Here is a 14,652-nt window from a genome sequence, read left to right as displayed (position 1 = left end):
ACAATATCTAAGAGCGGGTGTATAACTAATGTCGGTAATTAGCAGCCCAGATCAGCTTGAGCGATAGCGTCATTGACCGGAGAACAATTACCAGAAGGTAATGATTCAGGTACATAACGGCTCAAGTTTGGATCATATAATGCCGTTTCCAGGAAAGCAGTGATTTGATCCACCTCTTCATCGGTTAGCCCTAAAGGCATAAAGCGAGGATCAAGCGCACTGGCTGGTATCACTTTTTGAGGCACAGCCGTATTTTTGTATGCGACGACATCACGAATTGACTCAAATGATGCACCATGACCAAATACATTAGTGTCGGCCAGGTTATATAACTGAGCAATCTTGAACTTGTAATTGTCAGATTCTTCACCGGTAAACCCACCACGACCACGGCTGGTTGCATCATCAACCGTACCGGTAATTTGTGGATTATTTGGATCAAAATCAGCAAATCCAAGAGCAAAGAACATTTCGTCCTCAGTCGCGCCCACTTCAGAGCTTAACGCTGGGCCACGGTGACAATCAACGCAACCTGCACGACCAAAGAACAAAGTAGCGCCCGCCATTTCGTCTTCTGTCATCGCATCTTCATCACCTTTAAGCCATTGCTGGAAAGGTGATTGAGACGCTAACACGGTACGCTCAAAAGCAGCAATCGCTTTACCGGCATCTTCAGTTGCGTCGGAAGAACCTTCTGGAAATGCCGCCTCGAACATTGCGATATATTCTGCGTTGGTTTGCAAAATCGAATCATCGCTGGTTTTTAAACGGTGTACGCCCGTTCCTGCAATCGCCTGAACTTCAAGACCAGACAACAAACGAAGGTTATTCGTTTTTGGTGTTCCCGGCGTAGCTAAAACCGCCTCAGCCAAGCCAGCATTCACGATACCTTCAACATTATTACCAAACTGACCATTCCAAAGCATAACATCCTGGTAAGCCGTGTTCAGTACAGAAGGTGAGGCAATTGGCTGTACGTCAGGTCTAAAGCGAGGGTCGGCAGAAGCTGCGTCAAACCCAGCAGCCAGCATACGGCCTTCACCTTTCATACCAAAACCTTCACCACCTTCTGCAATACCTTGAGGTACACCCGATTTAAATCCAGCATCAGCGTGGTGACAACTGGCGCAAGACCAAGTGCCATTACGATCACCATTTACACCTTGAGTCGCCAAAGCGGTTTCATGGTATAACAATTTACCAAGTGCAACTTTTTCTTCTGTCAGTGGATTATTAGGATCTTGAGGGATGTCGGAAAGATTTTCAGGAAGGATAAAAGATTCGATACCACCTCCATTTGATGCTGCTTCAATCGTTTCCTTCAAAATTTGTGAGGCTGTAGGTGTTGTTGGTGTTTGAGGAATGTAGACGTTAGTTGTTGTAGCGTCATCGCTCCCTCCACAGCCGGACAGCATTAAAACTGCGCCAGCTAAAGCGACATATTTAATTGTCATTGTTTAATTCCCAAGCTAAATCAATTTATTGTTAAGTAGCCCACTGTGCGACTACCTATTACTTCATCCTTTGCTCTTTAAATACTCAATAGGAGAAAGATATTTTTATTATTATTGAGGGTATGTGACTCATTAAACCAATCATATTTAAATTATTCATAGTAATTAAGAGCCCAATACCTAGGGCAATCCCTGCCACTCAATGCAGTGCATTTACTACTTAATTCGCAAGCACCGAGATCAAAGTTGTAGCATTTTTAATCGTTAATACAATCAAAAATTCACAAGCCCGATGAGTATATATTACATGCCGGCAAAAAGGTTATCCAAATTCGTATAATAAGCCTAATTTGTGAATTGATTCGCAGAATTGAAATTTATCGCTCAAGTCCCATATAAAGCGCCATATTCCATAAGCAACCAGTAGACAGGAATCATAAAATAATGCCGACGGATCCCAACTCACCCACTATCACCAATGACGCACTTGATTTTGCATGGCACTCAGCCTCCCTGGAATGCAAATTCACCGGTGATGAATTACCAAAAGATACACTTTCACGAGCCGAACAAGCGAAGTTCCTTACCAGTTATCTCATGACTCATAGAGATGACTCTTATGTGTTGAATTTGAACAGCGAATGGGGCGCAGGCAAAACCTACTTTTTAAAGCGTTGGGCGAACACGCTAAGAGAAAAATATCCTGTTGTTTATATTGATGCATGGGCTAACGATTTCCACAATGAACCTTTGTATTTGATTCTGGGGGAAGTCATCACTGCCTTATGTGATCTCAAAAAAGATAACGAAAAAGAAAAGTTAAAAAAGTCTCTTACCAAAGCGTCCATTGATGTCGTGAAATCTGTTACTCCTGTTATTGCCAAAGGCTTGGTGAAAAAGCTAACTGGCACCGATATCGATAAGCTGTTCGATGGCTCTGATGAGGAACAAAATAGCAGCGCGTCACCGCCCCAGTCTCAACCTACTTCCAACGAAACGGGTAAAAACGACGAGGCTAAATCACCTAACAATGACATTAGCCCGGATATGTCACAAAAGGCGACAGAAGCCTTATTAAAGCTACATGTAGAACAGCAGGATTCGGTAAAAACGCTGAAAGCTCAAATTAAACATGTGCTGGAAAACATTACTTCACAGGAAAACAGCGACGACATTTTGCGCCAAGCTCCGTTGTTTGTATTTGTGGATGAACTGGATCGCTGCCGTCCTACGTTTGCCGTTGAAATGCTGGAAATGGTGAAACACATTTTCTCCATCCCTCAGGTCATCTTCGTTATCGCTACCGACACCACGCAATTACAACATTCCATCAAAGCCTTGTATGGTTCAGGATTTGATTCAGAGCGTTATTTGAATCGATTTTTCAACCGAAGTTTCACCCTAAACAACCCGGATTTAAAAGCTTATGTCGCAACTCAACCAGCTGCACAGACCATTACAAACCGTTTGATTGATACCAACGCTTTGAACATTGTGGAATGGGAAGAAGCAACAGCACAGCAATTTATGGCCTGTGTGTTTGAATCTCTGGCATTGGATTTACGCACCATTAATCAGGTTCTGGAGCGAGTGTCAGGCATTTGCGCTCATTACCCAGAAGAAGAAGGGATATTGATTGTATTGTTATTGGAAGCCATTCGAGCCTTCAGCCAAGAGAGCTATGACCGCATTGTGGAAGGAAGAATAAGAAATTCGGAGCATGACAAGATCACCGAACTGTTTCTAACCAAATTAAACAGGCAATACCAAAATCTGAGTATTGATACACACGACCCTTGGCCTTTGATAAAGAAAAATAAAAGGTGGAACCCAATAATTTATGAAAATTTGTATATGCACCCCAAAAAGAGAATATCAGTTACAAGTCCCGTCCATTTTGATTCATACCCAAACTCAATGAAGCAAATCATTCAACAACTACTGGCCATATTTGGAAAATTACCAATGACACAACAAGATCAGGTTAGTTACTTAACCGCCTATCTCCACGCACTAAGACGGAATGACAATCAACGTTTCCATCGCTACATTATGACTGCGTCGAACTTAAGCTAATTTGTTTAATCAAAGGCTTACGTTCGAAACAACTCCCGCTTTATGCAAGCGGGTGTTCAGAATAGCCTTATTCCACAAACAACAACACCATTTCCATGGCAATCAGGATAATGATAATCCATTCCAAGAAGGACGAATGTTTATGGTTTTGTTCAGAAGCCAGCATTTCCAACAGCTCGCTGATGGTTTCCAGCTTCATGGTTAACAGTTCTACGCGAGGCTTTAAATCCAGATATTTAGCCGCCACCATATAAATGGCTTCTTGCTCTGGGTATTCCCAGAAAAATTCTGGCGTATCCAACAAGTTGTAACGCAATAGAATATCGCTTTTGGTCATAAACAATTTGCCGCGCAATTTAGCCAGTTGCTTACGATTAAGCGGGATCTTACCGGTTTTCGCCAACATCTGAGACAAATAGTTATTATCCGTTACGGTTTGCTCAGCCACTATCTCAAACTGTTCCAACTTCGCTGACTGTGCTAATGCATGGCTAATTGCTAATAAGGTCAAAGCGTCATCATCAGGCAATGACAAAGTATCGTCATGAATGGTCACATTTTGCTGATCAGCAACCTCATAATGAAACTGTTCATTTTCCGGAATCGCAATCGGCTCTTTCACCAATGACTCAAGGCAAAACTTAAGCTCTTCCAACTCAGCTTTAGATAATGACCAGGTTACAATTACACCATAATCAAAAAGAAAAGCGGTGCCTCGTTCAAGCTTGATATGCAAAGCATCACGATAGCGACGAGACTGCCACTTCTGCGGAAAATCAGAAGAGTTAGGCTTAATGTCGATACGATTGCCAATAGTAATCACATCAATATTATTTACTTTCATGTTTTTTCTCGAAAAAACCTACTTACGTTCTCGCGCTTTTACGCTGACAACTGATTAATAACAATCGCCGTTCTCAACTTGGCTTTACCATAACTGGACAACTTATAAAAATCATCCAAGGCAATCGGCAAATGCTGGCACTCAAAAGGCGTTAACTTTTGATCATCAGTATCCGGGTCATGCAAGTACAAACAGGCACTGTCCATTCCCGTAACTGTTACCCAATGCGGCACTTTGTTGCCATTTAATTGATAAGTGCTTATCAGGCTCAGTACACATGAACCCTCATTAAAACTTTGAGCAAGGTCGTCCAAAGAGAAATCCTGATAATGGATCGTCAAGCGAGCTCTTTCAGCCTTGGATAAAAATTGTCTTTCAACCAGTTCCAGGATCTCTTTCTTAAACGGACTGCGCACGCCATTGGTGAACAGCGGAATTTCCTGATTGATATACACTTCAGCATGAAAACCACGCTTGATAGCCGCTAAGGCCAATCCAACCGGGTGGCAGCCACCGTGCCCTGAAGTCATAAAAATCGTTGTTGCTTCACGCCAGATATCCAGTTCCAATTCCTGATTCAATTCCAAATCAGGACGGAACTGCGCCATCGCCATCATCAAGGATGAAGGGCCACAGGTAAAATCCGTGGTTTGTTCATACCAGGGGTAAGCGGGCAAAAACTGGATACGATTCGGATTGCGAATCGCCTTTTGCATACGATATGCATCGCTATGATCGGCATAGTAGTTCTGATACGTACCAAAAATACGATAGCCCATCGACTCATACATGGAGATAGCCACGGTGTTGTTTTTCGCTACTTCCAAACGTAAAAACAACTTATTCAGCGCTGCGGTTTGCTGCTCCAGATGTTGCAGTAACTGTTTGCCAAGCCCTAACCCTCTGGCTGACTTGCTCACCGCAATGGAATACAAACGCGCCAGGCGAGTGCCTTTGCGCATAATCACCAGCCCGTATCCCATCAACATGCCAGCCTGTTCCACCACAGTGAAAACGCAATGGTCGGAATTTAACCAATATTTAAACTGACGCTTACTCAAACGATCCGTTTCAAACGAAGCATTTTCCAACGCCACCAGCTCTTTTAAATCTTCTACCTGTGCTTCCCTAAAAACAGGGTTAAGGTGAGGTGTCACCATGCTTTTTCCATATGAACTCATTAACAACATGCCTATCGGCCTCTGGCTTCGAGACGATTAACAAACTCTTGCATAATCTGCATATATAGCTCTTTACCCAAGTATTGATCTTCAACTTCATGTTCAATACTGGGGTTATCATTCACTTCGATAACATAAATCTTGTCACCCACCTGTTTCAGGTCAACGCCATACAAGCCTTTACCTACGAAACCACAGGATTTGACCGCTACATCCAACACTTTTCTCGGTACTTCAAAAGTTGGCAAGGTCTCAAAAGCACCAGATTTGCTTTTCGTGCCCGCATGGTTGTAAATCTGCCAATGGTTTCTCGCCATATGATAGCGACACGCATAAATTGCGCGACCATTCAGTACACCAATACGCCAGTCGAACTGGGTATACAGGTATTCCTGAACCAACACCAAAGCAGAATGCTTCAGCATGGCGGTTAGCTTGTCCTGCAACTCATTACGGTTATCAACCTTGAACACTCCCATAGAGAAAGAGCTTTCAGGCAACTTCAACACCATTGGAAAACTGTAATCCTGCTCTAACCTTGAGATAGTTTGTTCATCAATGTCTGACACAAAGCAGGTTTTGGGCGATGGAATACGGTTATAGGTGAAAGCGTCATGCAAAAACACCTTATTACAACAACGTAGAATCGACGTTGGATCGTCAATAACCACCAAACCTTCCATCTCGGCTTTACGCGCTAACTTATAGGTATGATGCTTAATTGATGTGGTTTCACGAATAAACAAGGCATCGTATCGGCTCAACATACCAATATCGGAAGCACTCACCAGCTCAGCATGAATATTCAGCTTCTCAGCCGCTTTGACAAAGTTTTGCAACGCTCGCTTATCGCTTGGCGGTGTTTTCTCTTCCGGGTTCACCAATATCGCCATTTCCCAACGATATTGCTTACGATTACCCTGAGTTCGCCACACACTGGAAACAAAGAAATCCAGACGTTCTTGCAACAGATCAGTCTGCAGCTCATTCAACTCGGAAATGTTGACACTAAACACTTCAGCTTCAGGACGACCCGACTTCCAACTCACGTTCACTCGCAAAACCGGTGCAGGGAATTTTTCAAAGATGGTTCTTCCCAACTTCAAATAAGCCGGTTCCTGAGTCCAGCCAAAATACACCAATAATGAAACCGACGAGTCATAGGTTTTTGGCTTAAATAGCGATTTGGACAAGGTCATGCGAAACCCTTCAACCTCGCCGGAGTCTTCCTTATTAGTTAAATCATTGATCGTGCTAATACTGGGCAATACTTTGTGACGACGCGCTTCCGCCAACAAAGAACAATAGTAGCCGTGACTGAGATACTTGCTGGTATCACATAAATTAATCACGCGCATTTTGGGTTCATTCAGCTTGGGATATTCAGCCAAATATTGTTCAAAGCTTATCACTTCGATCTGATCATCGGAAAATCGTGAAGCTTTGTCAGCCACAATAATAGTTTTCGCCATCGGTAACCTGTTTGGTATGCAATAAATAAAAAGAATAGGTGTTAATCAAAACTTTGATAAATATAGATTATATTTATCAAATTCGTTAGATGCTTGCATCTTTTGAATGGATCTGGGCATACCCAACAAAGACAAACTAAAACCAGGTTAACAGACCTTTGCTGAGACACAGTAATAATGAGCTAAAACTGTAAATTTAAAAGGGATTTTTGATGTTTTGGATATGAATAATTTTGTTCTTAACGACAAGGTTTGGTGATGGGATTAATGAAGCAAAACAAGTCCCTTTATTTTGCCCGTCACGATAATTAACTTAACTTTTCAGAATCAGGAATTAATGAATTTAAAATGTCCATATCCACTGCGAGTTTTCGCTCCCAGCCCCCTAAATTCAACCAACTGCTCGAGCATCGCAAATAAAAAAGTCAGCTCTTTATTCTGTATATCTCTCTCTGCTGAACCCAGTGGCGCAGGTCTTTTGGGAATAATGGCAAATTCCAGTTTAATGTCTTCGACTGCCAGAAACTGAACTGGAAGCGGATCACTCCAATCATTAGGTGTATTGCTTAAAGTGTGCTCCCTCTTACCCCCTTCAAGGCACCACTTGCCAAAATGGGGCGTCATTACATCAGCCGTATATTGTGGAACTCTCACAGGCAAGGCATCAAAAAAGATATAACTACCTGATTTTTCATCTTTTTTCGTCAAACCCTCATCATCCATGGCGCTATTTTCCTGGTTCTGCTTAGAAGCTTGCGGTTTATCCTGCTCCACATCCAAACCAAAAAGGTGTTCAAGCAGCGCCAAATCTCCCGTGTTAAGATTAGCTTGCTCAGTATCTGAATTACTTTCAGACATCAACATCATTTCCCGGATGAAATGTTTCAATGCACCTTTTACAGCACTTCCCGGTAAATAAGGGGTTCCCAAAGCAGGATGAAATTGCAAATTATTACCGATGGGATGGGGAGAACCCACCCCCGTCAGGAAAAATCCATCCGATTGATACACCCGAGTCACATCTTTACCCTCGAACCCCAAGCGTCTCAGCATGGTACTTCTGTTTTCTTGCGACTGCTTAATTGCATTCTCTAACCGGGTTGTATCGGTTTTTGTTACAGATGACTGACTTTTGCTCGAACATGCGTGTTGAGTCGTCAGCAATGTCAATGACATTGTGGAACCACCATGATTTCCATCATCAGGCTCAAACAATCTAAAAAATACAGATTTTGATTGAGTAGGATCATAAACCGTGTTTTTGAAGCCAGCCCTGTCCTTATGGTTCATCTTTTCCTTCATAACAAAACCGAAATACTTGTTGTACAACAAGCCCATATTGGCATTCCCTTTCAAAGCCAATAAATCAATATTTTCTGACTCGCTCATCCTGCATCTCCAGTCTCGGTATCTGCTGTTGCTGCATCTGCTGAATCTTGCTTTTCCTGCTTAGTTGCCTCCGACAGTTCTTTTTTAGCCTGAGAGATCTGCTTCACCCAATTAACCAACTGGGCTGTTTTGGTTTGAGCAAAAAAATAACGCGTCAGTGTCAAGGCTTGTAGCTGTGTAATGGTTTTATCCAATAGCAATGCGTTATCGCTTGTAGCCTTGTTTGCAACATCGTTTGTATTCGCCTCTCCCGAAGCAGCCGATGCCAGTCTTTCATCGTGTAAATACTCACAGATAAAACGACCTATTTTTTTATCGCACTTATCCGAAGAAGCTTCCAGGGTCACGAGAGTCATCATTAAACCATTATTCTGTAACATCGCAGGAACAGCCTTCACCCGATTATTGATTCGCTTAACACCGATTTCCCTAATATCATCGCTTTCCAGCCACTTAAATACCGTCTCTGCAAATTGTTGCGATTCTAATTGCATACCGATTTGCCTCCAGCATCTTTGAACAACAATTCCATCTTGCACCATCCCATACCCACTGTTTCATTTCCCCCTATTTGCACATAGGGCGCAGAAGCGGGATGGGTTGAAGAAGACTCATCTTGCCCCAGCACAGTGTTATTCACATAATCAGCAATGTCCTTATTGCTTAACTCACTTCGACCTACAGGCGATAAACTCAAAGGCCAATACAATATGGATTCCGCTGGCAAACTTTCTTCATACCACAAGGCGCCATCAACCACTGTCCCGGTTTTCGAGTTAATACGAATATGAGGAGTAATGGGAACAGCATGAGTACACAAATGGCCAAATATCTCATCCCGTACTATAACCATCTCATTCACAGCCGGTAATAGCTCCGAAAACTCGCCCAAAGATTCTCCCCATGTAGATACTTGAAACCTGTGCTCTTCCAGGTACAACACGTCATTATCAAGGTGGCTGAGCAAGTCGCTGTCGGCTAACGCCGTATTTTGCTCAGCAACAGATAAAGCATTTAATTCATTTGAAAGTTCAAATTCAGTATTCAATAGTCCAAGTCGCTTGGCATCGCGCACAAAACGCTTCAATACAGAAACACACGTCACTTTTACCGTCGGCATATTCAGGCAGCGCACTGGTAAAGCTAAAATTCGAGCATCCCCTACCAATAAACGCCCAGCATTAGAGTCACCATTCTCATTTTTTCCAAAGGTAGCATTCCATAACTGCTCATTTTGCTTTCCCGCCCCTTCAGCCTTTGCTTTTATCGCCCCCTTCATGGCAGAACCATACACACAGGGCCAATGGTTCTGAGCCTCTCGCATAATCGGCAAATCAATTAGCCCATTGCCATCGCCAGCGCCAGCGTGAATAGACGTTTCAGCGGTCAGTAAAACCATCCAGCTATTGATTGCATTTGTATTCTCAGCGGACGTCATTGTTTGTCTCCTTGGATTTACGAGTGACAGTTTTAATGGCAATGGCACCAAAGCCCATATGTGTTAGTTTTCCAATAGCAGGAGCTTGCCAGGACTGTATTGAAGTTAAAGAGTTAAGAAGGTCGTCGGTAGCACGCAAATAAAAGCAGCTCCCGGCCGGGATCACTTGCCGCGATTCTCTTGGTTTACGCCCAGCCATATCCCAGCCAGAATCAAACTGAGGTCTATCGACAATAGCACTCACTTGCTCCACTTTTACATTCATGGCAGAACCAATATTGGCAGCATCAAAAATGTCTAAGTCTCCAACAAAAGCCGACTCATTAGCGCCATGCTCAAAACGACTTTCAATATCGCTGACAGGTAAATAACCGCAGCCGTAAGTTGACGATGCAATAGCGGGGCTTAGCAAAGTCACCACTACCCATTCAGCATCAGGTTGCATATGTACAAAGCTTGAAATACATGGATTTGAACTGCGCAACTGCGCAGCAACCGAACGCCCATCAGCACCCAGTCGCTGTAACGGGTATGCCACATAATCAGAGCTCAATTGCTTTAATAAAGGCTCGCTTAATCCATAAATATCCACTTCAAACTGCAAATCTCCAAAATACTGATGAGAAAATCGCAAGTGTTCAGTCTGGTACAATTGCCCTTCTTTGACTTGCCGACCTTCAAGAGCCACTCCCAAACGCACTTCAGACAACAAGATCTCTTCCAGCTCAATAAAATCGGGGGTTGGTGACGCTTGATCCAAATGCACAGGCTCATGATTAAGCCATTGTTGTAACACAGTGGTTGATACGAAAGACAAGCTCGTATCCCTCGTCTTTTCATCTGAACCAGCTAATTCAGGCATCCTGAAGTAATGCGGGCGATTGCCTGATACATCTTTGGTTTGCGCCGTTTCTGTATTACCAACATCACACAGCACTGGCTCACCCGGCTCAAAATAGCGTATTTCTTCATGAGACGTACCATCTGGCGAGGCACTTTCTTTTGCGATTTCCAACAGGGCAATATCACGAGGACAAGGCACATATACCTTGTCATTCAGCGATAAACGCAAAGCCGACATTCTTAATTGAGGCGCATCATCAGAGCTGTCACCAATAATATTTTTTCGCTCATGGGCAGGTAATAACTCCCATAACCGGGCGCGAACAGCACCATAGAGGGTACGTAAGCTTGGGAGTTTCTGACTTGCAACAGGCAGCCCTCCCACATCTTCATAATTACGCCCTTCACGCAAAAATAGACTGTCCATGACAGAAAAGCGAAGAGAATGGCTTTTGTTATTGTTACTCATAGTTCAACGCTCCTTTTAGCCATCGTTTCGACGGCTGCCGCGATAATCACCCGCAACAAACATCAATAAGCTCAACGCATCCGGGCTATAGACATGAGACAAGGCACGGGACGCAACAGGCACATCCTGCGAATGATTGGTACGTATCCGGGAAAACGCCAAAAGATGTTCAACCAGCAAAGGTTCCAGTTCACCATCCTGTCCACTCTGATAGCCTGAACGCCCTAAATCAGACAATACCAATCCTTTTATCGTCTCGTTATTTTGAATGCTGTTAAGCTCCTCATAGCGTTGCTTTACCCTGTGCAAAAAACTGCGCCCAAACTGCTTCCCTTTGAACAGTTCAGCCAAATACTCAACAGGCAACAGATCGCTTTTGTCATCACTGCCGCTGTCACCCGCATCTCCAGCAGCAAGCGGAGTAATAAACTCATTCCAAGGGCTTGAATAAGTGAAAAAACACTGCCCTTGTCCCCACAAACTTACCGCAACCGCATCCCGGCCACATTGCGTTTTAGCAACATGGTTCAACAAGCGCTCGCCCTCCTGAATGATTTTGCTTAATGGAATTTTATAGTGTGCAAAACAGACCGATGTTGAAGCCGTCACCTTGGGCAAATCAACATTGATGTTGTGTAAAAAATCCTGACTACAGGCAATAAACGCCTGGCGTAATTCAGTTGCACAACGCAAAGCACTGTTGGCAGGTGTAAGCGCCAGAACATCTTCCCCTCCAACATAAATAACAAAACCGTTGTGGCGTCGTACAATCTCATTCACCTGAGTGATAAAACCAGCAAGCATAAGATTAAAGTCTGGAATAGACGAAGGTTCCAAATGCTTGAGCAAATCACCAAAACGGTCACCATCCATACTCAGCATAGCGTAATAAGCACTCGGTGAAGCCTCGTCGTTATTCAGCTTCATAAGTGCTTTTAGTGCCTTAATCGCTTCTTGGCTACGTGATGAGAAACGAGCATCATTTGGTTTATAGCCCTCAAAATTACGGTAATTCTGAAGCTCATTAATGTAAAAGTAAGTTCCGTCTGTTTCAGCTAATTCACTTAAGTAGTCATAACCTCGCGCCACCTCTTCTACTCCCTGAACAGCAATCTCTTCTTCATTGCTAGCCTGGTCAAAATTCGGTTTTTCTCGCACCAAATCACTAAGAGCCTGACGATAACATTCCACACTTGCTTTTGCCGCATCAACCTTATCAGACTGTTTAAGTGCCTCCAGCAAGGAAATTAACCAGGGAGTGGCAGCAACATATGCCAAAGAAGGCACTCTGGGAGTGATTTTCCAGCCCTTGATGTTGCCATTATCATACTGAAACACCGAGCTAAAACGGCGTTTAATATAAGCAATAGCGCTTAAAAACTCGCCGTCACGAATATCGTGAACCAGGCGCAGTTTTACCGTATCGGCGTTCCGATGAAAGTCTCTTAGCCGGTTCCAAAATTTGTCTTTTGCATCCTGTTGACTAACCTGCCCCGACAACTCAGGTAAGTCTTTAATTAACATACAATTTAATAACGACGAGGAAGGACGGTTGCTCAGGCTGTTTTGCGGAGTGCGCCACATACCTCTGGCACGCAAGGTTTTACCACCAAGCAATTCATTGTTAATACACCAACGAATATCAAAGAAATGTTCAACCTGCTGCTGCCAGTTAGCAACAACATCCTGCTTTTTGTCATAGCCCTCTTGAGCAAGAAAAGGTTCAATGTCCTGACACCACACTCTATCAGCCAGGCTTCGCCAGTGTTGGCGAATCTCAGCAATCACATCATTTGCAAAAGCGACCTGTTGTTCACAGCTCAAGTTTTCTGGCAATTTAATCGTGGCTTTATTGGGTAGTCGCCCAAAACGAAGATTATTAAAGAAAGCATCTTGATTATCGTCCTCCCCCGAAAAAGCCTTGCCCATATCATCAGGTAACAGAGGTAAAACACTCTCACCATGGCGTTTTTGAGCACTATACAAGCCAATACCCGTCAACCAGCTCAGCAAAAACGAACCAGCCCAATAATCCCGAGTTCTGCGCGCTTGCATAACAAAACGATGAACCGGCCCAATAGAAAAATGGAAGTAATATTGCTTACTCATCGGCGGTCTCCACGCTGTTTTCTTCGCAGCTGGATAACTGCCTCTTAAAATTACTAAAAAACGCCTTATTAGCCCTATAAGGCTGCTCACTAGAAATAGCAAAATCTTTACTAAACATCGTGCCAAATCTATTCTTTTTATTGTGCTCAGGCTTTCTTTTCCAGGCCGCCTTGAATTTTCCGAATGGAGTCACCTTTTTAGGGGACAGAGGAAGAAATAACGACGGCATAAATAGCACCCTATGGATATAGCTATTTGTGTTTTTACAACGCGCCACTTTCATAAAAAACATGGAACCACGGCGATTTATCGCTTTTCCATTATTATTCTCCGAAGTATCAAACGCCTTAGCCTCAATACGATAATTTTTTGGCTTATCTCCCTCCCTCTTTACACTCCAGACCATGGGCATTCCTAAAAAAAAGCGCTGCGGAAAATCATTTTGCTTGTCTTTGGGATCCCAATTTTCGAGCTTAAAACCATCCTTAGCATAAGAATCGAAAAAAGCCTTATCATCGTTAGCATAGGATTTTCTTACTTCCTTATATACATCAAGCAAATCAGCTAAAACCTGCTGACCATCTCGCCCTGTTGAAGAGTGGGAATGGCCTTTGCCCTCTATTATTTGTGTATGGCGGCTAAATGCAGGAATAGGAGGTAAATCGTCAACATTAATATCAGCGTCGCTGTAAAACTCTGATGAATCATTGCCCTTAAGCACCTTATCAAGATGTTTGCTCAACGCTGTATCATGAAATTGAAGTACGTCCCTGTCATTATGCGTTAGTTTCGACAAGGTCACGGAACCAAAACCATTCCGACTTCTCGCGCCCAAGCAACCAAATTGATGCAAACACAAAACCGCATTAAGTACCGATTGCACCGACACTTCATCCAGCGACTTATCCAGTTCAATTTTCAGAGAAAAAGTGCCACCGGTATAATACGGGCGAAGAATCTCCTTATTATAAATACCCTGCCCAAGCCCATAACCTATCGAAGACGGCACTGAATTAGAAGACTGATTTGCATACTCTTTGTTTTGAACCACCTTTAACCTGACCCTGGAAGCCCCCTCTGTGCCCCCCCATAAATCCAGCTCCCTTTTATGCAAGGTTTGTAAGGCAAGGTTGTTAATATCCTGATAATTTTGATGCTCTCTGGCGGCTTTTTCCCTTTCCTCTAGCCAATACAAAGCGCGCCACCAGTACCGTAACACGCCTTTAATGGAAGCCTCTCGCAACGCCAGTTTTTTACTCGCTCCTTGCATAAACAGCCAGGTGTTAATTTCAAACGTTGCGCAATACAACCTGCGGCTGGCGCTTATATTACTTAAAGCATCCATCCGCGTGCCAAAATCTGATGCTACTGTCACTG

Annotated in this window: 11 protein-coding genes; 1 reads left to right on the top strand and 10 read right to left on the bottom strand. The window is 43.4% G+C overall.

The genetic code is table 11. The features are described from left to right. Positions 1 to 38 precede the first annotated feature (38 nt). Positions 39 to 1,454, bottom strand: a complete 1,416-nt coding sequence (locus KIH87_RS08555; RefSeq protein WP_232361113.1) for a cytochrome-c peroxidase — start codon at positions 1,452 to 1,454, stop codon at positions 39 to 41. A 444-nt stretch (positions 1,455 to 1,898) separates the two neighbouring features. On the opposite strand from KIH87_RS08555, the gene KIH87_RS08550 reads away from it, so the two are divergent. Continuing rightward, positions 1,899 to 3,530: a KAP family P-loop NTPase fold protein gene (locus tag KIH87_RS08550; RefSeq protein WP_232361112.1), complete on the top strand. Its 1,632-nt coding sequence runs from the start codon at positions 1,899 to 1,901 to the stop codon at positions 3,528 to 3,530. Positions 3,531 to 3,597: 67 nt separating this feature from the next. Here the strand turns inward: KIH87_RS08550 and KIH87_RS08545 are convergent, their stop codons facing one another. From KIH87_RS08545 to cmr1, 9 genes are all read right to left on the bottom strand, one after another. Beyond that, the gene (locus KIH87_RS08545) at positions 3,598 to 4,374 is read right to left on the bottom strand and encodes an RMD1 family protein (protein ID WP_232361111.1); all 777 of its coding nucleotides are present in this window, start codon (positions 4,372 to 4,374) and stop codon (positions 3,598 to 3,600) included. Between the two features lie 38 nt (positions 4,375 to 4,412). Further along, on the bottom strand, positions 4,413 to 5,555 hold the full coding sequence (locus tag KIH87_RS08540) for a GNAT family N-acetyltransferase/peptidase C39 family protein (RefSeq protein ID WP_232361110.1): 1,143 nt from the start codon (positions 5,553 to 5,555) through the stop codon (positions 4,413 to 4,415). Between the two features lie 11 nt (positions 5,556 to 5,566). After that, positions 5,567 to 7,027, bottom strand: a complete 1,461-nt coding sequence (locus KIH87_RS08535) for a RimK family protein (protein ID WP_232361109.1) — start codon at positions 7,025 to 7,027, stop codon at positions 5,567 to 5,569. Between the two features lie 327 nt (positions 7,028 to 7,354). Continuing rightward, complete coding sequence (gene cmr6, locus KIH87_RS08530) at positions 7,355 to 8,416, bottom strand: type III-B CRISPR module RAMP protein Cmr6 (protein ID WP_232361108.1); 1,062 nt, start codon at positions 8,414 to 8,416, stop codon at positions 7,355 to 7,357. Next, entirely contained in the window at positions 8,413 to 8,910 is a 498-nt protein-coding gene (locus tag KIH87_RS08525; RefSeq protein ID WP_232361107.1) for a type III-B CRISPR module-associated protein Cmr5, read from the bottom strand. The genes cmr6 and KIH87_RS08525 overlap by 4 nt, the downstream gene beginning before the upstream one ends. Continuing rightward, positions 8,901 to 9,854 carry a type III-B CRISPR module RAMP protein Cmr4 gene (gene cmr4, locus KIH87_RS08520; protein ID WP_232361106.1) on the bottom strand — a complete coding sequence of 318 codons (954 nt, stop codon included), beginning with the start codon at positions 9,852 to 9,854 and terminating at the stop codon, positions 8,901 to 8,903. The genes KIH87_RS08525 and cmr4 overlap by 10 nt, the downstream gene beginning before the upstream one ends. Then, on the bottom strand, positions 9,841 to 11,166 hold the full coding sequence (locus KIH87_RS08515) for a type III-B CRISPR module-associated Cmr3 family protein (RefSeq protein ID WP_232361105.1): 1,326 nt from the start codon (positions 11,164 to 11,166) through the stop codon (positions 9,841 to 9,843). Before KIH87_RS08515 ends, cmr4 begins: the two co-directional genes overlap by 14 nt. Positions 11,167 to 11,181: 15 nt before the next feature. Further along, the gene (gene cas10 / locus KIH87_RS08510) at positions 11,182 to 13,275 is read right to left on the bottom strand and encodes a type III-B CRISPR-associated protein Cas10/Cmr2 (RefSeq protein ID WP_232361104.1); all 2,094 of its coding nucleotides are present in this window, start codon (positions 13,273 to 13,275) and stop codon (positions 11,182 to 11,184) included. Further along, positions 13,268 to 14,650 carry a type III-B CRISPR module RAMP protein Cmr1 gene (gene cmr1 / locus KIH87_RS08505; protein ID WP_232361103.1) on the bottom strand — a complete coding sequence of 461 codons (1,383 nt, stop codon included), beginning with the start codon at positions 14,648 to 14,650 and terminating at the stop codon, positions 13,268 to 13,270. The genes cas10 and cmr1 overlap by 8 nt, the downstream gene beginning before the upstream one ends. Positions 14,651 to 14,652 lie beyond the last annotated feature (2 nt).

Source organism: Paraneptunicella aestuarii (assembly GCF_019900845.1).
In the GTDB taxonomy this organism is placed as follows: domain Bacteria; phylum Pseudomonadota; class Gammaproteobacteria; order Enterobacterales; family Alteromonadaceae; genus Paraneptunicella; species Paraneptunicella aestuarii.
This window is presented reverse-complemented; position numbering and strand designations above follow the sequence as displayed.